Source organism: Streptomyces sp. NPDC102462, assembly GCF_044765425.1.
In the GTDB taxonomy this organism is placed as follows: domain Bacteria; phylum Actinomycetota; class Actinomycetes; order Streptomycetales; family Streptomycetaceae; genus Streptomyces.
Genome location: NZ_JBIWKB010000006.1, coordinates 37,562 through 58,095, shown reverse-complemented (window position 1 = coordinate 58,095; position 20,534 = coordinate 37,562). Strand labels below are relative to the sequence as shown.

Genomic DNA, 20,534 nt, shown 5'->3' with positions numbered 1-20,534 from the left:
ATCTTTTTCTAAGCCATCTCCTCTTCCTCTTGCGTCTCGATGTCACCCTCCGAGTCCGATACAAAGAAGTGGTGATCTCCCGAATCGGCGAGATACTGCCCCAGGCTTGTTCGAGCTTTCGCCACTGTCTGGTAGTAGCTACGGAACGGCTGCGACACCTTTGCTGCTGTCTCGGCATCGTTGGGCACTGGAATTTCGATTTCCAGGTAACGATCCCCGACGTCTTCGCGATTTGTCTGCATGAAGATGACGCGCTTCCACTGCTCGCGCACGATCTTCAGCGTCATGGCCCAGAGTAGGTAGAAGGAGTCAAACTCTGCTCGTTCTCCAGGGCGAATCACAATGATTTCTTTGGTCAGCAGTAGTTGCTCCTGACCAGGCATCAATACGCAGAAGTCTCCGATATTCTTGCTGGTGCGTTCCGGGCAGAGAATGTCGAAGGCTTGGAGTCGGGAGCTGGCCCCTTTCCAGAAGGCTTCGGCGATGGAACGGGGAACCCGGTTCGTTGGATTGATGTTCACGAACCCAGCCCGCAGATCAGACACCTTGATGTAGGGAACGTTTCCGATCCGCTGACCAGACGATGGGGACCCGTGGCCGCCGCGAATGGTGATGATTCCGCTCTTTGCCAGTTCTGCAAGGGTGGCACTGCGGAACCCCTTGAAACGTTCCGTTTGCATCTCGGAAATGAAATGCTCGTGATACCGGCGGTCGTAATAGACCGGAACGCGGGTCCGCGGTAGCACCTCCGAGGCCGGAATGTCACGCATAGTGCTGGTCCGCTCTCCGCGCTGGAGAGCGAGTGCGTCGCTGAGGAGGACGTCATTGATGGCGCTCACCGACTGACCTGTCTCTGGATCGGTCGTCATGACACGAGCTCCGGTCTTGGGATTTAGAAGCGGCAGGAGCCGTCCTCCCTTGGTCAGACCACATGTCGGCGCTGTTGAAACTGTAACTTTTTCCTCGGAAAACCAGGACGGCGCGTTGATCGCGGGCATCAGGCTTCGTTCCCCTCTGTCAGTTCCGCCTGTACCATTCCTTCAAGCCCGTTGCCAACCTTCTCGAAGACGTAGAAGTTGGTCTTCGCCCGACAGAACTCTTCGAAGGCTTCCATAGCAATGTTGAACATGCCTCGAAGTTCGAACCTCCCCTCCATCCAGGAAGGCAGCCACCGGTACTTGAAGGAGAAGAAGTAGGTTTCCGGAAGGATAATTCCGACTCGGCCACCCACCTGCAGGAGGCGGTGAGCCAATTCCAAGTACATCAGGCCGATTTCCAGGTCGACGTACTCTTTACGTCCACTGGCAGCTGCCTTGGAGATTGTGTACCCAGCGGCACGGGCATCTGACGCCTTAACCTTCAGGTCCTCGCCGAAGGGTGGGTTGGTGAGGACGACGGTGAATGACTCCGCAACGAAGCTGTTGCTATCCCCACCCAACTCTTCCTTCAAGCGCGGGAACTTCTCTGGCCATGTGTGCTGTCGAACCGCGTCTCCCAGAAGGACGTGTGTGGAGCCATCGCGCATAGCGATCATCATGGCCCGAGCGAGCTTGACGTTGAGTGGATCGAGATCCACACCGTACAGATTGTCGTTGGCGAACTTGACCAATCGCCACGTTTCATCGTCGCCTGGGAACTCTCGCTCTTGAACCTGCCGCAACGCTTCGACGATGAATCCGCCAGTGCCGCAAGCGGGGTCAATCACCTTATCGCGGGAGGTGATCTCCATGATTGATACGCATGGCCGGATGACCCGCTGCGGGGTGAGGAATTGGCCTTCGCCTGACTTCAGGGCCTTCGTTCGGAAGATCTGGAAAGCTTTGGCTAGCAGGTCGACCTGATCGCCCAGGATTCGCCAGCGGGACAGTATGTCAACGACGGCGAAGATAGTTTCCTCCCTAAGGAGGATTTTGTCTCGATCGTCTGGGTTGAAGACTCGGTTCTTCTGTCGCGCGAAGTAGCTCGCGAATTGCTGCTGGATCTGAGCGGCTGTCACATGGATCATGGACGCCTTATCGCCGTAGATCCTGAACGGAACCGGCTTGTGCTGGTTGGCCGAACTCGATGACCAGGCGTCGGACTCAACCTTGACCAGGATGACGTGCAGCAGTTCCCGTAGTTGGTCCTCGCGGCGGGTCGAACGAGAGTCGCTTACCACCACTGTGGCAACGAGGCGGCGCAAGGCGGCCGACAGTTCGGCCTCGGTGGGAACCACCAAGTCGTTCCACGTGGGCGGGGTGGCTGGCGGTGCAGTCAGATCCTCGCCGGGGTGCGGCAAAGGAGCGTTCTTCTGCTCGATCCATTCGTTCGCGTGTGACTTGTAGACGGCCAGGCTCTCGGTGCCGTTCGTCCAGTACCCCATGCGGACCACAGGCTCCGAGAGCATGTAGCTCATGAGCTGTTCCTTGCCCTCAGAGATTGAGGGCGCCTTGAACTCGAACAGCACTTGGAGCGCGTGTGATTGGCCGGAGTCGTCCGCGAAGGCAGCCAAGTCAGCTCGGCCGCGCGCATCGAAGGATTGACCACGTTCGCGCTTCGTCAAGTCATGCGGGGTGGCCGGTACACGCCACTCCTTCTGTAGTTGGGTTTCCTTCCAGCCCAACTTCTTGAGGTCGGCCAGCACGCGTTGGCGTACAGCCTCCTCGGGGGTGATGTTCTTGACGCTCAAGCCACGATGTCCTTCCTCTACCGCCATGCCCGGTGCCAAGGGTGGGTGCCGTAACTGTAGCGCAAAAGGAGCTGCTCTTTTTTGATGGCGGTCGGTGGTCGGGCGGGCATTGATGTGTAGACAAGCTTGACGATTGAGACCAGGCTTCTGGACAGCGAGGGCGTGGACGCCATGGGGCCGTCGGTGCTGGCTTCAGGGCGTGCCACCGCTGCCGTGGTCCACCTGAGCCTGTGCCGTCACCTGCCTGCCAAGGGCAGCAGATACCCAGCGCATCCGTTCTCCCTTGCCCCCGTGGGTAGTGGTGGCCGGTGCTTCGAACGAGCACGAACGTGTAGCAAAGCTCAAGTGCTGTGTCCCGGCATCCAACCCGAACGAAGGTGAGCTGACGGTCAGCCGGTCGCCGGTGTCTGGCAGCCCCCTGGAAGACAACCCGCCCTCCGAGCCTTCTCCAGTTCACCCGAGACCGACGGGAACATCCCTCTGAACTGCGGAAATTCCGTCGCGACTGGCGAGATCAGCAACTGAGCCTCATTCGGGATGAAGCGGGCGTGAGTTCAGGATGTCAGGCGGCGCAGGCGGCTCGCGGCTTCCTGGAGGACTTCCTTCCGCTTGCAGAAGGCGAAGCGGACGAAGGGGGCACCGGCCTCGCGGTCGTCGTAGAAGACGGCGTTGGGGATGGCCACGACGCCCGCGCGCTCCGGCAGGGCGCGGCAGAACGCGAAGCCGTCCTTCTCGCCCAGCGGGCGGATGTCGGTGGTGATGAAGTACGTGCCGGAGGGTCTGAAGACCTCGAAGCCGGCCTCCGTCAGCCCCGCCGTCAGCAGGTCCCGCTTGGCCAGCAGGTCGGCGCGGAGGGCCGCGAAGTAGGAGTCCGGGAGGGCCAGCGCCTCGGCCACCGCGTACTGGAAGGGCCCGGAGGCGACGTACGTCAGGAACTGCTTGGCGGATCGGACGGCGGTCACGAGGTCCGCGGTACCGGTCACCCAGCCGACCTTCCAGCCGGTGAAGGAGAAGGTTTTTCCGGCGGAGCCGATGGTGAGGGTGCGCTCGCGCATGCCGGGGAACGTGGCCAGCGGCAGGTGCTCCGCGTCGTCGAACACCAGGTGCTCGTACACCTCGTCCGTCACCACCAGCAGGTCCCGCTCGACCGCGAGCGCGGCGATCGCGGACAGCTCCTCCCGGGTGAGCACCGCCCCGGTCGGGTTGTGCGGGGTGTTGACCAGCAGCAGCCGGGTGCGGTCCGTCACCGCGGCGCGCAGCTCGTCGAGGTCGAGGCGGAAGCGGCCCTCGTGCGGGCGGAGCGTCACCGGAACCCGGGTGCCGCCCGCCATCGCGATGCTCGCCGCATAGGAGTCGTAGTACGGCTCGAACGCGATGACCTCGTCGCCGGGTTCCAGCAGCGCGAGCAGCGCCGCCGCGATCGCCTCCGTCGCGCCCGCCGTCACCAGCACGTCGGTGTCGGGGTCGTGGACCAGGCCGTAGCGGCGCTCCTGGTGCGCGGCGATCGCCGTCCGCAGCTCGGGGACGCCCGGCCCCGGCGGGTACTGGTTGCCGCGGCCGTCGCGCAGCGCGCGCACGGCCGCCTCCCGCACCTCCTCGGGGCCGTCCGTGTCGGGGAAGCCCTGGCCCAGGTTGATCGAGCCGGTCCGCACCGCCAGGGCGGACATCTCGGCAAAGATCGTCGTCCCGAACTCGGCGAGCCGGCGGTTGAGCAGTGGGCGTGCGCTGGAGGTCATGCCGGCCATCCTGCGCCGAAGCTCTGGACTTCCTCAACTCTGCTTTCGCCGTGCGGGCGGCCGGGCATCCCCCGTGCACACAGCAGTCACGCACCAGGCGAGGCGCCCACGGGGGGTCGCTTCGGGGGAACGGAAGGAGGGTGGCGCCATGGTCTTCGGCATCATCCTGGCGGTGATCGTGATCCTGGTCATCGGGTCTGCGGCGGGGGGATCGCGCCGGCGCAAGAAGTACGGCAACGGTGGCAGGGTCGGCAGGGCCGGCGAGGTCGGGAACGCGACGGCCGAGAAGGTCTCCATGGCCAAGGAGGACAAGGGGGACACGCGGGCCGGGGAGGGCGCGCAGGCGAAGAAGGGGGCGCGGACGAAGAACGGTGCGCCGGCGCAGAAGGGCGCGCAGACGCAGAAGGGGGCGCAGGCGAGAAAGGGGGCGCAGGCCAGTAAGCGTCGTGGCCGGGGGTCCCGTTCGTCTGCCTCGGCCGGCGCCGGCGGGACGAGTTGGTGGGCCGGTGACTCGGGCGGCTCGTCGTGCGGTTCGTCCTCCGGCGGGCACAGCGGGCACAGCGGGCACTCGTGCGGCGGCGGCCACTCCTGTGGCGGCGGCTCGTCGTGCGGCGGCGGGGGCGGATGCGGCGGAGGCGGCTGACACGGGGCAGCCGAGCTTCACCGCGCATCAGCAACCGCGGTCCGGGCCGCGCACCGGGCGCCCGTCGGACGACAACATCCGACGGGCGCCCGGCCCTATGGAGAACGCGCCCGGCGTACGCCGTGGTTGAACAGTTGAGCTGTGCAGCCCTCTGAGGGATGGAAACCGCACGAAGTTGGGTAAAAACGCTGTGGCGCCAGCACAGTTCGTGATTCCCTCTAAAACATCGACGCAGCCCCTCGGACGTCCGGCGGACACCCCCTCCCCGGCTGGGCCGGCCGGTCCGACCGGGCTGATGTGGCCGATCACCCGGTGCCGGCAGAGGCGTGCCGGACCACACTTCCTCTTTCTTCTTTGTGTGTTAGCGGAGCCGACCCATGCTCACGACCCTCACCACCTCTTACACCGACACGCGCGCGGCCGACCTCGCCTGGGCGCTGGGGCGCGAGCCGCTTCCCGCCCTCGCCACGCTCGATCTCGAACTGGCCGGGGCGAAGCTCCAGATGAGACTGCTCGGCGCGTCCCACCAGGTACTCCTGGAGGAGGAGCGGGGCGGCTGCTCGGAGACGGTGGCGTGCATTCCGGGATCCAGCACGCCGCTGCCGCTGGGCGTCGCCAAGCGCGTCGGCGACTGGGAATACGAGTTCGCGGCCCGCGTGGAGTTCCTGCCGCCCGGCTCCTTCGCGGGCCGCGCCCAGGAACTGCTCGCCCTGGTCTCCGACCACCCCCAGGGGCTCGCCGGCGTCTTCCCCGGCAGCCCGTACGCCTTCACGGCGATGCTCGCCCAGCGCCGCGAGGGCCAGGTGCACTGGCGCACCTGGCACGCGTATCCGCAGGACGGTCAACTGGTCGCCACGCGTACCCGGGTGGGGGTGCGGGTGCCTGCGCCCGCCGCGGAGACCGGCCAGGGTCCCGCACCGATCGCGGCGGAGACCGGCCAAGGCCCCGCACCCATCGCGACGCAGACCGGCCAAGGCCCCGCACCGATCGCGGCGAGATAAACGCCCCATGCGTGATCCGCGGGAAGTTCCACACGTGTGGGTGACGAAGCGTGCGCGTCATGTGACGTAACGTCGCAGAGTGATCGAACCGCACGCCCCCGCCCCTCCGAGTGCCCCGCCGTTCCGGGGCGGACCCGCGCGGCTGTCCGTAAGGCCGGCGACCGGACGGTTCCTGGTCCTCGCGGGCGTCTTCGTCTGCGCGGCCTGCGGACTCGTGTACGAGCTCGAACTGGTCGCCCTCGCCTCGTACTTGATGGGCGACTCGGTCACCCAGGCGTCCGTCGTGCTGTCCGTCATGGTGTTCGCGATGGGCCTCGGCTCGCTCGCCGCGAAGGGGCTGCGCCGGCAGGCGGCCGCCGCCTTCGGCGCCGTCGAGGCGGGCCTCGCCCTGGTCGGCGGCTGCAGCGCGATGGCGCTGTACGCGGTGTTCGCCTGGACCGGCGACTGGGGCGGCCTGTGGGTATACGGCCCCCGCTGTCTGCTGGTCGCCTTCTCGCTCGCCATCGGCCTGCTGATCGGCGCCGAGGTGCCGCTGCTGATGGAGCTGATCCAGCGCATCCGGCGGCAGGACGCGGGCGGTGCGGTGGCCGACCTGTTCGCGGCGGACTACGTCGGCGCGCTCGTCGGCGGCCTCGCCTTCCCCTTCCTACTGCTGCCGTTCCTCGGCCAGTTGACCGGTGCGCTGCTCACCGGGGCGGTCAACGCCCTTGCGGGCGGCGCCCTGATCCTCGGCCTGTTCCGCCACGACCTGACCCGCCGCGCCCGCTGGCTGCTGCTGCTCGCCAACCTCACCGTCCTCGGCGTCCTCGCCTTCGCCGCCGTCCTCGTCGACGACTTCGAACGCCTCGCCCGGCAGGCGGTGTACGGCGGGGACGTACGCGTCGCCGTCCAGACCGACGTCCAGGAGGTGGTGCTCACCGGCGGCACCCGCGGCCGGCCGCTCGACCTGTACCTGGACGGCCGGCTGCGGGTCGACGGCCGGGACGAGGGCCGCTACCACGAGGCACTGGTCCATCCGGCCATGGCGGGCCCGCACGCGCGCGTACTCGTCCTCGGCGGCGGGGACGGGCTGGCCGCGCGGGAAGCGCTGCGCTACCCGGACGTGCGGCGGGTCGACATCGTCGAAGTCGACGCGGGCGTCGTCCGGCTCGCGCGCGAGGACCCCGCGCTGTCCGCGCTGAACGGCCACGCGTACCGCGACCGTCGCGTTCACGTCATGACCCAGGACGTGTTCCGCTGGCTGCGCCGGGCGCCCACGGGGGCGTACGACGTCGTGATCGCGGATCTGCCCGACCCCGGCATCACGGCCAGTACGAAGCTGTACTCGGAGGAGTTCTACGGGCTGACCCGGCGAGTGCTCGCCAAGGACGGCCGGCTGGCGGTGCACGCAGGACCGGTGGCGGCCCGGCCCCGGGTCTTCTGGACGGTGGAGGCGACGATGCGGGCGGCCGGCCTCGGCACCTCGCCGTACCGCGTGCCCGGCCGCGACACCGGTTTCACGGCGGGGCCCGACCGCTCCTCGGGCGCCGCCCGCACCCCGCACGACTGGGGTGTCGTGCTGGCCGCGCCGGGCGCCGCGCCGCCGCCGCTGCGTCTGGACCCGTCCGGGCCGCGGCCGCGCACGCTGACCCCGCGGGGGCTCGCGGCGGACGCCCGGGCGGCGGCCGGTACGCGGATCACCGGGGTGCCGCCGTCGACGCTGGTGCATCCGCGCTATTGACGACGGGACCGCGCACAGGAGGGTACGTACCGGCCGCACGTGGGTAGGCTCAGCCGACATGGAGCATGAGGTCTTGGTTCCGGTTCCGGTCGAGCGGTTGAGGCGGGCGCTCGCCGAGCCCGCGCGCATCGCCCGGGCGGTTCCCGGGCTCCAGCAGGACGCCGGTGCCGATCCGGTCGCCGGGCGGCTGAAGGTGCGCGTCGGCGGCCACTCCATCACCTACCGGGGGTCACTGCGCGTCTCGCCGCGTGCGGACGGGTCGTACGCCGTCGAGGGCGAGGCCGGCGAGGCCCGCGGGACCGGCACGGTCAAGCTCGCCCTCACCCTCCGCCTGCGGGACACCGACGGCGGCACCACGGTCACCGTCGACGGCACGGCCACCGCGGACGGACGTATCGCCGAACTACCCCAGGACACGGTGACTTCAGCGGCGACCCGGCTGCTCAACCGCTTCCTGGAATCCCTCGCACCACGGGGTGCCGGGCCGGGGGAGGAGACCGGGCCGGGGGAGGGGTCCCGGTCGGCGGAGGACACCGGGTCGGCGGAAGGGGCCGGGGCCAGGGAGGGGGGCGGGTCCGCGGCGGAGGGGGAAGGTGCGGGCGGAACCGAGTCCGGGCCCGAGCCGGGGACCGAAGCCGAGGAAGAGACCCCGAGCAGGCCCGAGGAGGAAGGTGCGGCCTCCGTGTTCGAGACCGAGGTGCCACCGCCCTCGCTCGCCCCCGAGGCCGAAGAGGAAGGCGCCGCGGGCTTCGCCACCGACGGCCCGCCCGCCGAGGCGGCGCACGCGCGCCGGACGATGATCGGCCGCAGCGCGGAGGAAGTGGACCATGCGCCGCCGCGTGGGCGTTACGCGCCTGTGCCGGTTCCGGAGACGGTGGGCGGGCGTTCGGTGGTGCGGTGGGCCGCGCCGGCGGCGGCTGTGGCGTTGGCGTCGGCGATCGTGGTGGGCCGCGCATTGCGCAGACGCCGCTGACCAAAACGACCGACCGGGGGCCCCGCACGGTGGCGGAAGACGCCCGCCCCAACCCCGCGCCCCCGCCACATCGACCACCCACGCCCCCCGAACCACATCCACCCGCAGCGCGCCGAAACGGCGGCCGACGGCGCCGGTGCGAGCGCCTTCCGCCGCAGCGGCCCGGAACAACGCCGACAGCACCGGTGCAAGCGCCTTCCGCCACAGCGACCCGGAACGACGGCCGACGGCGACGGCAAGCACGTTCCGCCGCAGCGGGCCCGGGGCGGCGGCCGATGGCGATGGGGCACGCACGTTTTGCCGCAGCGGCCCGGGACCGCGGCCGAGGGCGACGAGGGACGCGCGTTCCGTCGCAGCGGCTCGGGACGGCGGCCGACGGCGCCGGTGCCAAGCGCCTTTCGCCGCAGCGGCCCGGAACAACGGCCGATGGCGACGAGGGACGCACGTTCCGCCGCAGTGGTCGGGGACGGTGGCCGACGGCGATGGGGGGCACCAGTAGGGTCGTCTTGTGAGTAACGAACCCATCACCTTGACCGCGGGTGACGCGGAAGTGAGACTGCAGCCGGGCAACGGCGGCCGGATCGCAGGGCTCCGGATCGCCGGTACCGAACTCCTCCGGCAGGGCGACCGGTTCGGCTGCTTCCCGATGGTCCCCTGGTGCGGCCGGATCAGGGACGGCCGCTTCCTGAACGGCGCCACCACGCACCAGATGCCGCTCAACTCCCCGCCGCACGCCATCCACGGCACCGCCCGCGACGGCGCCTGGCACACCGCCCGCGTCGGCTCCGACGAGGCGGTCATGACGTACGACCTGGTCGAGCCCTGGCCCTACTCCGGCCGCGTCACCCAGATCGTCGCCCTGACCGAGGACGCCCTGACGCTCACCATGTCCGTCGAGACGTACGACTCGTCCTTCCCGGCGCAGATCGGCTGGCATCCCTGGTTCCACCGGAACCTGGACGGCGCGGACGTGCGGCTCGACTTCAGCCCCGCCTGGCAGGAGGAGCGCGGCGCCGACCACCTGCCCACCGGCAACCGCGTCGCCCCCCGCCCCGGCCCCTGGGACGACTGCTTCGGCATGCCCGACGGCGTCGACGTCACCCTCACCTGGCCAGGACGGCTGGAGCTGACCGTGGCCAGCCCGGAGCGGTGGGTCGTCGTCTACGACGAGCAGGAGGCCGCCGTCTGCGTCGAACCGCAGACCGGCCCGCCCAACGGCCTCAACACCCTGCCGCGCCTGGTCACGCCGCTGGAGCCGCTGGAGGCCACGACCACCTGGCGCTGGCGCCGCCTCTAAGCTGGTCGGCATGACGGACGTACGCGGCGCGCTGCTGCAGCAGATCAAGGACAAGGCCGTGGTGTACGGCAAGGTGACCCTGTCGTCGGGTCTGGAGGCCGACTACTACGTCGACCTGCGCCGCGTCACCCTCGACGGGGAGGCCGCGCCGCTGGTCGGGCAGGTGCTCCTGGACCTCACCGCGGACCTCGACTTCGACGCCGTGGGCGGCCTGACCATGGGCGCCGACCCGGTCGCCGCCGCGCTGCTGCACGCCGCCGCCGCGCGCGGCCGCCGGCTGGACGCGTTCGTCGTACGCAAGGCCGCCAAGGCGCACGGCCTGCAGCGGCGCGTCGAGGGACCCGAGATCAGGGGCCGCCGGGTGCTGGTCGTCGAGGACACCTCCACCACGGGCGGCTCGCCGCTCACCGCCGTGGAGGCGGTGCGCGAGGCGGGCGCCGAGGTCGTCGCCGTAGCGACCATCGTGGACCGGGCGACGGGCGCCGCCGAGAAGATCAGGGAGGGCGCCGGCGTGCCCTACCTGTTCGCCTATTCGAAGGACGAGTTGGGACTGGACTGACGCACGCGGTCGACCACGACCCGGTGACCGCGCGGCCGGGGCGCCGAGCAGGGGTTCATGTCTGGAAAGATGGGGACGACGATGACGTCACCCCCAAGGTCTAGGTCAGGGCCGTAGTACGCAGATCGCCGACCCGCACACTCAAGGAGCGGACAGATGCCCATCGCAACCCCCGAGGTCTACAACGAGATGCTCGACCGGGCGAAGGCAGGCAAGTTCGCCTACCCGGCCATCAACGTCACCTCCAGCCAGACCCTGAACGCGGCTCTGCGCGGCTTCGCCGAGGCGGAGAGCGACGGCATCATCCAGATCTCCACGGGTGGCGCCGAGTTCCTGGGCGGCCAGTACAGCAAGGACATGGTGACGGGCGCGGTGGCCCTCGCCGAGTACGCGCACATCATCGCCGAGAAGTACCCGGTGACGGTCGCCCTGCACACGGACCACTGCCCGAAGGACAAGCTCGACGGGTATGTGCGTCCGCTGCTCGCGATCTCCGCCGAGCGCGTGAAGGCGGGGCAGAACCCGCTGTTCCAGTCCCACATGTGGGACGGCTCCGCCGAGACCCTGGCCGACAACCTCGCCATCGCGCAGGAACTCCTTGAGCGCGCCCGCGCCGCCAGGATCATCCTGGAGGTGGAGATCACCCCGACCGGCGGCGAGGAGGACGGCGTCACGCACGAGATCAACGACTCCCTGTACACGACGGTCGACGACGCCATCCGCACGGCGGAGGCCCTCGGTCTCGGCGAGAAGGGCCGCTACCTGCTGGCCGCGTCCTTCGGCAATGTGCACGGCGTGTACAAGCCGGGCAACGTGGTGCTCCGCCCCGAGCTGCTGAAGGAGCTGAACGACGGCGTCGCCGCGAAGTTCGGCAAGGCCGCCTCTCCCGGCCCGTTCGACTTCGTCTTCCACGGCGGCTCCGGCTCCACCGAGGAGGAGATCCTGACGGCGCTGGAGAACGGCGTCGTCAAGATGAACATCGACACGGACACCCAGTACGCCTTCACGCGTCCGGTCGCCGACCACATGTTCAAGAACTACGACGGCGTCCTGAAGGTCGACGGCGAGGTCGGCTCCAAGAAGACCTACGACCCGCGCACCTGGGGCAAGCTGGCCGAGGCGTCGATGGCCCGGCGCGTCGTCGAGGCCACGCAGAACCTGCGGTCGGCCGGCACGAAGATCAAGTAACCCGGGCAGTCCGCACGGGGGCCGTCGGCGAGACGGCCCCCGGCACGTCCGTTCAACGAGCCCGGCCTGCCATGGCGGCCGGGCTCGCTGTATACCTGGGACATGCCTGACGTCCGGCTGTCCTCGTCCCAGGGCAAGTGGATCCTGCTCACCACGGTGCTCGGATCCAGCATGGCCCTGCTCGACTCGACCGTCGTCAACGTGGCGCTGCCGCGCATCGGCCGCGACCTGAACGTGGGCCTGGCGGCCCTCCAGTGGATGGTCAACGCGTACATGGTGACGCTGGCCGGGCTGATCCTGCTCGGCGGGTCGCTGGGCGACCGCTACGGCCGGCGCAAGATCTTCGTGATCGGGGTCGTCTGGTTCGCGTTGGCCTCCCTGCTGTGCGGGCTCGCTCCGAGCGCCGGCGTCCTCGTCGGTGCCCGCGCCCTGCAGGGCATCGGCGGCGCCCTGCTGACCCCGGGTTCCCTCGCGCTCATCCAGGCGTCCTTCCACCCCGACGACCGGGCCAGGGCGGTCGGCCTGTGGTCCGGGTTCGGCGGCATCGGCGCGGCCGTCGGGCCCTTCCTGGGCGGCTGGCTGGTGGCCGGTCCCGGCTGGCGCTGGGTGTTCCTGCTCAACGTCCCGCTGGCGCTGCTGTGCGCCCCCATCGCGGTGCGCCACGTCCCCGAGTCCGGGGGCCTTGAGTTCCGGCCTCGCGGGGCGGAGGCCGACGGGGCGGGTGCGGTGGCCGGCGGTGCGGTGGCCGGCGGTGCGGGTACGGGCACGGATGCGGGGGTCGGGGGGCGCGGCGCGGCGGAGGACGCCGTGGGCGTCGAGGCCGGCGGCCCCGGGAGCAGTGCTCCTGGTCGTTTCGACGTGCTGGGCGCGGCCCTCGGTGCGCTCGCCCTGGCCCTGGTGACGTACGCCCTGATCGAGGCCCGCCAGGGCTCGCTCGTCGTCGCCCTCACGGCGGTGGCGGGGATCGCGGCCGGCGTCGCCTTCGTGTACGTCGAAAAACGCCACCCCGACCCGATGATGCCGCTCGACATCTTCGCGTCCCGGCAGTTCACGGTGGTCAACCTGGTCACCCTGTGCGTCTACGCGGCCTTCGGCGGCTTCTTCTTCCTGACCGCGCTGCAACTCCAGGTCGTGTCGGGCTATTCACCGCTGCGGGCCGGTACGGCACTGCTGCCGACCACCGTCCTGATGCTGCTGTTCTCGGCCCGCTCGGGCGCGCTGGCCGACCGCATCGGGCCGCGCATCCCGCTCACCGTCGGGCCGCTGCTCTGCGCGGTCGCGATGCTCCTGATGCTGCGGGTGGGCAAGGGCGCCGACTACCTCACGGACGTGCTGCCCGCGCTGCTGGTCATGGGCGCGGGCATGGTCACCCTGGTGGCCCCGCTCACCGCGACGGTGCTCGCCTCCGTCGACGCGACGCGGGCGGGGCTGGCCAGCGGCATCAACAACGCGGCGGCCCGCGCGGCCGGGCTGATCGCGGTGGCCGCGCTGCCGCTGCTGGCCGGGATGGGGCCCGAGGCGTACCGCTCGGCGGGCGCCTTCGACGCCTCGTTCCGGCGGGCGATGCCACTGTGCGCGGCGGTCCTGGTGGCCGGCGCGATCCTCGCCTTCGCCGCGGTCCGCCGCCCGCCCCCGGACTGCAACCGCCCGGAATGCCACACCCACGGCAACGTCACGACGCCACCCCTGGAAACGGGACGGATGCACGGGGGCGCGATTCCCCGGCGCAAGGGAGGACGTGCTCGCCGCGGGGCTGTCGACCCGCCCCACCCGTAAGCGGCGCACCGGGGGCCCGACACCGTCGGCTCCCCGGTCGTGCCCGGGGGTGTTGAGGCGGTGGGCCCGTCCGGGAGGGGCGGGCCCTGTTGGTGGTGCGGTCAGCCGAGGAGTTCCGCGTAGGCCGCGGGGTCGCTGTCGCGCAGGAACTGGCGGCAGCGTTCGGCCTCGTCCTTCTCGTCGATCGCCTCGGCCGCCCGTGCCAGCACGGCCAGGCAGCGCAGGAAGCCCTGGTTGGCGCGGTGGCTCCAGGGGATCGGCCCGTGGCCCTTCCAGCCGTTGCGGCGCAGGGCGTCGAGTCCGCGGTGGTAACCGGTCCGGGCGTAGGCGTACGACTCGATCACCCGGCCCGCCGAGAACGCCTCCTCGGCGAGCGCCGCCCACGCCGGTGAGAACGTCGGGTGCTGCGCGGCGACCTCGGCCGCCGGCACGGACTCCGCGTCCAGCAGCCGGAAGGCCGCCTCGTTCTCGGGGAGGTAGGTCGGGTCGGGTCCGCCGAGCAGGTTCGTGTGGGTCGTCATGGTTGCAGTGTGCCACCGGCGGCCCGGCCCCCGTCCGCCGAGGGCAACCCAGGGTTCGACAGCGCCCCGAAGGGCGCGGGGAGCTGCGCGGCCGGCCACGACGGCGCCGCAGACAGCTCGGTACAGACAGCTCGGTACAGACGGGTCCGTACAGACAGGTCCGTACAGACGGCCACGTACAGACAGCCCCGCGTGCCCGGTCCCGCGGGACGCCCCCGGGCCGGCCGGGCTTGCCGGGGTGTGGGGGATTGCGGAGGATGCGGGTGGGGACCGGGGCCCCCGTGCCGGCATCGGCAGGGGCGGACCGCTACCCGGAGTACAACAGGAGACAGCGATGTCCCAACCGGCTCACCCCCTTCCCGAGGCCGCTGAGCCCGAGACCCCGCATCTCGACTTCGCGGGCACGACGCCGTACGAGGACTACGTCAAGGCGGACGTGCTCACCCACCTCCAGCACACCCTCTCCGACGACCCCGGAGAGATGGTCTTCCTGGTCACCACCCAGGTGATGGAGCTGTGGTTCACGGTCGTCGTCCACGAGTGGGAGACGGCGGCCAAGGCGCTGCGCGAGGACCGCGTGCCGGTCGCGATCGACGCGCTGAAGCGTTCCGTACGCGAGCTGGCGGCGCTGAACGCCTCCTGGAAGCCGCTCGCCGCGCTGACCCCGGCCCAGTTCAACGCGTACCGCTCCGCCCTGGGCGAGGGCTCGGGCTTCCAGTCGGCGATGTACCGGCGCATGGAGTTCCTGCTCGGCGAGAAGTCCGCGTCGATGCTCGTCCCGCACCGGGGCGCACCCCGCGTCCACGCCGAGCTGGAGAAGGCCCTGCACGAGCCGAGCCTGTACGACGAGGCGGTACGGCTCCTCGCGCGCCGCGGCTACGCCATCCCGCGGGAGGTGCTGCACCGGGACGTGTCCCTGCGCCACGAGCCGTCCCAGGCCGTCGAGGCGGCCTGGACGGCGGTCTACTCCGGCGACCAGAACGCCGAACTCGCCCGTCTGGGCGAGGCGTTGACGGACGTGGCCGAACTGGTCTGGCGCTGGCGCAACGACCACCTGGTCGCCACCCGCCGTGCGATGGGCGCCAAGCCGGGCACGGGCGGCTCCGCCGGGGTGGCCTGGCTGGAGAAGCGCGCGCAGAAGAACGTGTTCCCCGAGCTGTGGACGGCGAGGTCCCATGTCTGACACCACCGAACCGGCCGTCACCGCGAAGCGGTTGGACGCGGCGGACGAACTGGCCCCGCTGCGCTCGCGTTTCGTCCTCGACGACATCGTGTACCTGGACGGCAACTCGCTGGGCGCGCTGCCCGCGAACGTCCCCGACCGGGTCGTCGACGTGGTGCGCAGGCAGTGGGGCGAACTGCGCATCCGCTCCTGGGAGGAGAGCGGCTGGTGGACGGCGCCCGAGCGGATCGGCGACCGTATCGCTCCGCTGGTCGGCGCGGCGCCCGGGCAGATCGTCGTGGGCGACTCGACAAGTGTCAACGTCTTCAAGGCACTTGTGGGCGCCGTCCGGCTGGCGGGGCAGGGGCGGGACGAGATCCTGGTCGACGCGACGACGTTCCCCACGGACGGCTATATCGCCGGGTCCGCGGCCCGGTTGACCGGCCGCACCCTGCGTCCGGTGACCCCCGCGGAGGTGCCGGCGGCGCTCAGCGACCGTACGGCCGCGGTGCTGCTCAACCACGTCGACTACCGCACCGGCCGGCTGCACGACCTGCCCTCGCTCACGGCGGCGGTGCACGCGGCGGGCGCGGTGGCGGTGTGGGACCTGTGCCACAGCGCGGGCGCGCTGCCGGTGGGCCTGGACGAGCACGGCGTCGACCTGGCGGTCGGCTGCACGTACAAGTACCTGAACGGCGGCCCGGGCGCACCGGCGTACCTGTATGTGCGCCGCTGTCTCCAGGACCGCTTCGACTCCCCACTGCCGGGCTGGAACTCCCACGCCGAACCGTTCGGCATGCGCCCGGACTACGTAGCCGCGCCGGGCGCGCCGCGCGGGCGGGTGGGCACCCCGGACATCCTGTCCATGCTGGCCCTGGAGGCCGCGCTTGACGTGTGGGAAGGGGTGTCGGTGGCGGCGGTCAGGGCCAAGTCCCTGGCCCTGACCGACTTCTTCCTGGAGTGCGTGACGGCGTACGTGCCCGAGGGGCTGGTCGAGTCCCTGACGCCGGCGGCCCATGAGGAGCGGGGCAGCCAGGTGGCGCTGCGCTGCCCGGCCGCCGGTGACGTGATGAAACGGCTGATCGCGCGCGGGGTGGTGGGGGACTTCCGGCACCCCGACGTCCTCCGTTTCGGCTTCACCCCGTTGTACGTGGGGTTCGCGGACGCGGAGCGGGCCGCCCGGGTGCTGGGGGACGTACTGCGGGAGACGTCGGGGGAGGCGGCGTCGGGGTAGCGCCCGGGGGGTACGCCCGGCAACAGGGTTCCGCTCACCACGGGACCCAACCGGGCCTCGCCCATGGACGTTTCGGCTTTCGGGCGACCGGTTCGCGCCGGTTGCCCGGCTCACGCCGTACGGCACCGCTTTGCCCCTCACCGAGCGTGACATCCGCGTGTCCGCGCACGTCACTGGCCTGATACCGTCCCCGCCAACGGCTGCCAACTCCCCTGGTCCGCCAAACCCGTTACGTCGCTGAGAGGTTGGAGCATGCCGGACGCCGCAGCCCGGGCCGCTGCCGAAGAGGAGTCGGCCTTCTCGCACCCGCCCGTCGATCCCGACGCCACAGCAGCGTACGGCGACCACCCCGACCAGGTGATCGACTTCTACGGCCCGCGCGGCACGGAGCCCTCGTCGCCGGGCGCCCCGCTGGTCGTCGTCCTGCACGGAGGGGCCTGGCGCGCGCCGTACGACCGGCGGCACGTCACGCCGTTCGCGGACTTCCTGGCCCGGCGCGGCTTCGCCGTCGCCAACGTGGAGTACCGGCGCGGCGGCCCCGCCCCGGCTGGAGGAGACGCCGCGTCGGCCGAAGGGGGCGCCGCGCCGGCCGGAGGAGACGCCGCTCCGGCTGTAGAAGGCGCCGCATCGGTCGGCGGTGGCGCGGGCCCGGTCGCGGGGCGCTGGCCGGACACCTTCGACGACATCGCCGCCGCGCTGGACGCCCTGCCCGAGCTGGCCCGCGGGGCGCTTCCTCAGGGCGACCTGCGCCGCACGGTGCTCACCGGCCACTCGGCGGGCGGCCACCTGGCCCTGTGGGCCGCGGCCCGCCATGTGCTGCCCGCGGATTCCCCCTGGCGCACGGACCGGCCCGCCGCGCTGCGCGGAGTGGTCGCCCTCGCCCCGATCGCGGACTTCGAGGTGGCGCGGAAGCTGGCCGTCTGCGAGGACGCGGTGCTGCAACTGCTGGGCGGTCAGGACGGGTTCACGGCGCGCAGGCCGTACGCCGACCCGGCCCTGCTGCTGCCCACGGGCATCGCGACGACACTCGTCCAGGGCCGCGCGGACGTGGACGTGCCGCAGGCGGTGGCCGAGGCGTACGCGGAGGCGGCGGCCAAGGCGGGCGAGGTGGTGGGTCTGACGCTCCTGGAGGACGTGGGGCACTTCCCGCTGATCGACCCCTCGGCGGACGCGTGCGCTGTGGTGGCGGAGGAGATCGCGCAGCTGGCGTGGTGACATGGGCCCCGGCTGCTCAGGGGTTCCCCGCCCCCCGGGGGGTTTCCCGCCCCTCAGGGGGTTCCCCGCCCCTACCCGTAATACCTGAGAGCTACGGCGGAGAAGAGCTCTCTGGCGGGACGCGAACGACGGGTCCCGATTTCTAACTTCCTTGTCAGAACGCCCGACGGCCGGGCGGACGGGGAGGAAGACGATGACGGGGCATGGGCCGGGACCGGCCGTGGACGAACGCGACCGGACCGGTCCGGACGGCACCGTGCCGGACGGTGCGGTGCCGGACCTTGCGTTGCCGGCGCTCGCGGTGGACGTCGCTGTTGCGGACCTTGTCGTATCGGACGCCGCCGCGCAGGGTGCCGTGGCTTCGCGTGGCGCCGAGCAGGGCGCCGCGGGTGACGCCGGACCGTTTTCCGATGCGCCGGGCTCCCCTGGCGCAGCCTCCGCAGACTCCGGGTCCGCGGCCTCCGTTGCCGTCGGGCGGAGCGTGGAGGCGTCCGGCGGTGCCGGGCAAGGTGTCGGCAGGCCGGGCGGTGCCGGGTGGTGGAGAGCGCGAGGACATCGCGGGGCCAGGTGGGTACGGGCCCTGCTCGCCGCGCTGATCACCGCCGCCGTGGTGGTCCCGCTCTCCGCCGCCGCCCGACCGGAGGTCCCCGCACCGGCCCCCGCCTCGCTCGCCCCGCTCACGGCACGGACGCTGTCCGAGGCGTACGCGGCGAACCGGGCCAACGCCGCGCAAGCCGCCCGCATGGCCGCCGCTCACGGCGACCGCCGCCGCGCCGCCGCGGATCGCGCGACAGCCGCTCCCACCCGCCGGTTCCTCGCCTTCGACGGCCGCGGCTCCGGCCGGGCCACGGAAGTCTTCGGGGATCTCGCCCACGCCGACCGCGTGGCGGTCCTGGTCCCCGGCTCCGACACCTCGATAGACACCTACGACCGCTTCCACCGGGCCGCGGCGGCCCTGTACGGCGCGCTGGCCCGCGGCGCTCCGGGCAGCCACCCGGCCGTCCTCGCCTGGCTGGGCTACGACACTCCGGGCACGGTCAGCACCACGGTCCTGACCACCGGCCGCGCCGAGGAGGCCGCACCCCGGCTGCGCGCGCTGGTCGAGGACGTGCGGCGGGTCACCGGAGGCCGGGCGCACCTCACCGTGGTGTGCCACTCGTACGGCTCGGTGGTCTGCGGCCGGGCCGCCGCGGGCCTGGACGTCGACGCGCTCGCGCTCGTCGGCAGCCCCGGCACGGGCGCCGACTCGGCCGCGGCGCTGCACACCCCCGCCCGGGTCTGGGCGGCGCGCGGCTCCGGCGACTGGGTGGCCGACGTGCCGCACGTCAGGGCGGAGCTGTTCGGCACCACCGTCGGCTTCGGCACCGATCCGGTCTCCCCGGGCTTCGGCGCCCGTGTCTTCGACGCCGCCGACGCCGACCACAGCGGCTACTTCACACCGGGCTCGACCGCGCTGGCCAACCTGGCCCGGATCGCCCTCGGCGAGACGCCGGAGGTGAGCCATGCGTGACGGCCTCCTGCCGACCGCGCTGAAGGGCCTGCGCGAGGGCGCCCTCCGTGTGGACGCGGCCACGCCCGCCACCCGGGACCGGGCGGTCGACGCCCTGCGGGCCTTCGCGATCCTCGGTGTCGTCCTGGGCCACTGGCTGGTCACGGCGCTGGTGGCGGACGGCGGCGCGCTGCACGCGGCGAGCCCGCTTCGGCACCTGCCCTGGCTCGCCCCCATTTCCTGGGTCTTCCAGGGCCTCGCCGTCTTCTTCCTGGTGGGCGGCCATGTGGCGACCCGGAGCCACGCGCTGGCCCGGGCCCGCGGCACGACATACGGCCGGTGGCTGCGCGGCCGGCTGTCCCGGCTGTTCCGGCCGGTGATCGCCGTCGCGGTCCTCTGGGCGGTGGCGGCGACGGCCCTGCTCCTGCTGGACGCGCCGTTCGACACGGTCCGCACGCTGGTGAAGCTCGCCCTGTCCCCGCTGTGGTTCCTGCTGGTCTTCGCCGCCCTGACGGTGGTGACGCCTCTCGTGGCCCGGCTCAGTCCGCTGTGGCCGCTGGCCGTCGTCCTCCATGTGGACCTGTTCCGCTTCGGCCTGGACGGCGCCCCGTGCTGGCTCGGCTGGGTGAATCTGGCGGCCGGCTGGCTGGTGCCCTACACCCTGGGCGTGGCCTGGACGCGCGGCGAACTGGAGGGCCGCCGCGCGGGGCTGGTGCTGTTCGCCGGCGGCGCGGCGGCCACGGCCGCACTGGTCGCGTGGGCCGGATACCCGGCGTCGATGGTGGGCGTCCCCGGCGAGCCGGTCTCCAACCTGAACCCGCCGACCCTGGCGGCGGTCACCTTCGGCCTCGCCCAGTGCGGGCTCGCCCTGCTGCTGCGCGACCCGTTGCGCCGCGCACTGCGCCGCCCCGCCGCCTGGGCGGCCGTGGCCCTGGTCAACCTCTCCGCGATGACCATCTTCCTCTGGCACCAGACGGCGCTCATGGCGACGACGGCCGTGCTGCTGCCGGCGGGCCGGCTGCCCGGTCTGCACACCGCCCCCGACGACCTGGCCTGGGTCGCGGCCCGCCTCGGCTGGCTCCCGGTCTTCGCCCTGGCCCTGGCCGTGTGCTGGTCGGCCTTCCGGTCCCACGAACAGGGGAGTCGCCGATCCCCGCCGCGCCCCTCCCGGGTGATCCGCGGGCACCGTCCCCGCCGCCCCGAATCCGAGGCGGGTGTTCGCCTACGAGACGGGCCTGGTCCGCCCCGGGGCCCACTGAACCGGCTCCCGCCTGCCCGGTGTCCGCCCCGCCCGTCGGTCGCAGGGGTGCTCGTAGTACCTGAGACGGACCCCGAATGACCCCTCTCACAGG

General features: G+C 71.5%; 17 protein-coding genes. 13 read left to right on the top strand and 4 right to left on the bottom strand.

Annotated features, from left to right (window positions below; all coding sequences use genetic code 11):
* Positions 1-8 precede the first annotated feature (8 nt).
* The 3 genes from ACIRFL_RS07415 to ACIRFL_RS07405 form a co-directional block, all read right to left on the bottom strand.
* Complete coding sequence (locus ACIRFL_RS07415; protein WP_404024963.1) at positions 9-998, bottom strand: hypothetical protein; 990 nt, start codon at positions 996-998, stop codon at positions 9-11.
* A complete protein-coding gene (locus ACIRFL_RS07410) occupies positions 998-2,668 on the bottom strand; it encodes a restriction endonuclease subunit M (RefSeq protein ID WP_404024961.1) in 1,671 nt (556 codons plus the stop codon). Before ACIRFL_RS07410 ends, ACIRFL_RS07415 begins: the two co-directional genes overlap by 1 nt.
* Positions 2,669-3,222: 554 nt before the next feature.
* Positions 3,223-4,413: a pyridoxal phosphate-dependent aminotransferase gene (locus tag ACIRFL_RS07405; protein ID WP_404024958.1), complete on the bottom strand. Its 1,191-nt coding sequence runs from the start codon at positions 4,411-4,413 to the stop codon at positions 3,223-3,225.
* A gap of 139 nt (positions 4,414-4,552) precedes the next feature.
* Here ACIRFL_RS07405 and ACIRFL_RS07400 point away from each other — a divergent pair, with 139 nt between their 5' ends.
* From ACIRFL_RS07400 to ACIRFL_RS07365, 8 genes are all read left to right on the top strand, one after another.
* Positions 4,553-5,047: a hypothetical protein gene (locus ACIRFL_RS07400; protein ID WP_404024956.1), complete on the top strand. Its 495-nt coding sequence runs from the start codon at positions 4,553-4,555 to the stop codon at positions 5,045-5,047.
* Positions 5,048-5,424: 377 nt separating this feature from the next.
* A complete protein-coding gene (locus tag ACIRFL_RS07395) occupies positions 5,425-6,048 on the top strand; it encodes a DUF2617 family protein (protein WP_404024954.1) in 624 nt (207 codons plus the stop codon).
* Positions 6,049-6,127: 79 nt separating this feature from the next.
* Positions 6,128-7,768, top strand: coding sequence for a polyamine aminopropyltransferase (locus tag ACIRFL_RS07390; RefSeq protein ID WP_404024952.1), 1,641 nt, complete (start codon positions 6,128-6,130; stop codon positions 7,766-7,768).
* A gap of 58 nt (positions 7,769-7,826) precedes the next feature.
* Positions 7,827-8,741 carry an SRPBCC domain-containing protein gene (locus ACIRFL_RS07385; RefSeq protein WP_404024950.1) on the top strand — a complete coding sequence of 305 codons (915 nt, stop codon included), beginning with the start codon at positions 7,827-7,829 and terminating at the stop codon, positions 8,739-8,741.
* Between the two features lie 508 nt (positions 8,742-9,249).
* Positions 9,250-10,038, top strand: a complete 789-nt coding sequence (locus tag ACIRFL_RS07380) for an aldose 1-epimerase (RefSeq protein WP_404024947.1) — start codon at positions 9,250-9,252, stop codon at positions 10,036-10,038.
* A gap of 10 nt (positions 10,039-10,048) precedes the next feature.
* Positions 10,049-10,597: an orotate phosphoribosyltransferase gene (pyrE, locus tag ACIRFL_RS07375; RefSeq protein ID WP_351731328.1), complete on the top strand. Its 549-nt coding sequence runs from the start codon at positions 10,049-10,051 to the stop codon at positions 10,595-10,597.
* Between the two features lie 156 nt (positions 10,598-10,753).
* A complete protein-coding gene (gene fbaA / locus ACIRFL_RS07370) occupies positions 10,754-11,785 on the top strand; it encodes a class II fructose-bisphosphate aldolase (RefSeq protein ID WP_404024945.1) in 1,032 nt (343 codons plus the stop codon).
* 102 nt (positions 11,786-11,887) lie between these two features.
* Positions 11,888-13,561 (top strand): MFS transporter, encoded by a 1,674-nt coding sequence (locus ACIRFL_RS07365; protein ID WP_404024942.1) that lies wholly within the window; start codon positions 11,888-11,890, stop codon positions 13,559-13,561.
* Positions 13,562-13,662: 101 nt separating this feature from the next.
* Here the strand turns inward: ACIRFL_RS07365 and ACIRFL_RS07360 are convergent, their stop codons facing one another.
* Positions 13,663-14,082, bottom strand: coding sequence for a DUF3151 domain-containing protein (locus ACIRFL_RS07360; protein WP_404024940.1), 420 nt, complete (start codon positions 14,080-14,082; stop codon positions 13,663-13,665).
* 334 nt (positions 14,083-14,416) lie between these two features.
* Here ACIRFL_RS07360 and ACIRFL_RS07355 point away from each other — a divergent pair, with 334 nt between their 5' ends.
* The 5 genes from ACIRFL_RS07355 (at position 14,417) to ACIRFL_RS07335 (ending at position 20,521) form a co-directional block, all read left to right on the top strand.
* Entirely contained in the window at positions 14,417-15,265 is an 849-nt protein-coding gene (locus tag ACIRFL_RS07355; RefSeq protein ID WP_404024937.1) for a tryptophan 2,3-dioxygenase family protein, read from the top strand.
* Complete coding sequence (gene kynU / locus ACIRFL_RS07350; protein WP_404024935.1) at positions 15,258-16,478, top strand: kynureninase; 1,221 nt, start codon at positions 15,258-15,260, stop codon at positions 16,476-16,478. The genes ACIRFL_RS07355 and kynU overlap by 8 nt, the downstream gene beginning before the upstream one ends.
* A gap of 252 nt (positions 16,479-16,730) precedes the next feature.
* Positions 16,731-17,693, top strand: coding sequence for an alpha/beta hydrolase (locus ACIRFL_RS07345; RefSeq protein ID WP_404024933.1), 963 nt, complete (start codon positions 16,731-16,733; stop codon positions 17,691-17,693).
* Positions 17,694-18,300: 607 nt separating this feature from the next.
* A complete protein-coding gene (locus ACIRFL_RS07340) occupies positions 18,301-19,203 on the top strand; it encodes an alpha/beta hydrolase (RefSeq protein ID WP_404024930.1) in 903 nt (300 codons plus the stop codon).
* Complete coding sequence (locus ACIRFL_RS07335) at positions 19,196-20,521, top strand: acyltransferase (protein WP_404024928.1); 1,326 nt, start codon at positions 19,196-19,198, stop codon at positions 20,519-20,521. Before ACIRFL_RS07340 ends, ACIRFL_RS07335 begins: the two co-directional genes overlap by 8 nt.
* The last annotated feature ends 13 nt before the right edge of the window (positions 20,522-20,534 follow it).

What these genes read in the sequence shown, in the direction of transcription:
- ACIRFL_RS07400 (WP_404024956.1), top strand. Translation starts at nt 4,553, where the DNA reads ATGGTCTTCGGCATCATCCTGGCGGTGATCGTGATCCTGGTCATCGGG.
- ACIRFL_RS07335 (WP_404024928.1), top strand. Translation starts at nt 19,196, where the DNA reads ATGCGTGACGGCCTCCTGCCGACCGCGCTGAAGGGCCTGCGCGAGGGC.
- pyrE (WP_351731328.1), top strand. Translation starts at nt 10,049, where the DNA reads ATGACGGACGTACGCGGCGCGCTGCTGCAGCAGATCAAGGACAAGGCC.
- kynU (WP_404024935.1), top strand. Translation starts at nt 15,258, where the DNA reads ATGTCTGACACCACCGAACCGGCCGTCACCGCGAAGCGGTTGGACGCG.
- ACIRFL_RS07365 (WP_404024942.1), top strand. Translation starts at nt 11,888, where the DNA reads ATGCCTGACGTCCGGCTGTCCTCGTCCCAGGGCAAGTGGATCCTGCTC.
- ACIRFL_RS07405 (WP_404024958.1), bottom strand. Translation starts at nt 4,413, where the DNA reads ATGGCCGGCATGACCTCCAGCGCACGCCCACTGCTCAACCGCCGGCTC.
- ACIRFL_RS07355 (WP_404024937.1), top strand. Translation starts at nt 14,417, where the DNA reads ATGTCCCAACCGGCTCACCCCCTTCCCGAGGCCGCTGAGCCCGAGACC.
- ACIRFL_RS07385 (WP_404024950.1), top strand. Translation starts at nt 7,827, where the DNA reads ATGGAGCATGAGGTCTTGGTTCCGGTTCCGGTCGAGCGGTTGAGGCGG.
- ACIRFL_RS07360 (WP_404024940.1), bottom strand. Translation starts at nt 14,082, where the DNA reads ATGACGACCCACACGAACCTGCTCGGCGGACCCGACCCGACCTACCTC.
- ACIRFL_RS07395 (WP_404024954.1), top strand. Translation starts at nt 5,425, where the DNA reads ATGCTCACGACCCTCACCACCTCTTACACCGACACGCGCGCGGCCGAC.
- ACIRFL_RS07415 (WP_404024963.1), bottom strand. Translation starts at nt 998, where the DNA reads ATGCCCGCGATCAACGCGCCGTCCTGGTTTTCCGAGGAAAAAGTTACA.
- fbaA (WP_404024945.1), top strand. Translation starts at nt 10,754, where the DNA reads ATGCCCATCGCAACCCCCGAGGTCTACAACGAGATGCTCGACCGGGCG.
- ACIRFL_RS07345 (WP_404024933.1), top strand. Translation starts at nt 16,731, where the DNA reads ATGCCGGACGCCGCAGCCCGGGCCGCTGCCGAAGAGGAGTCGGCCTTC.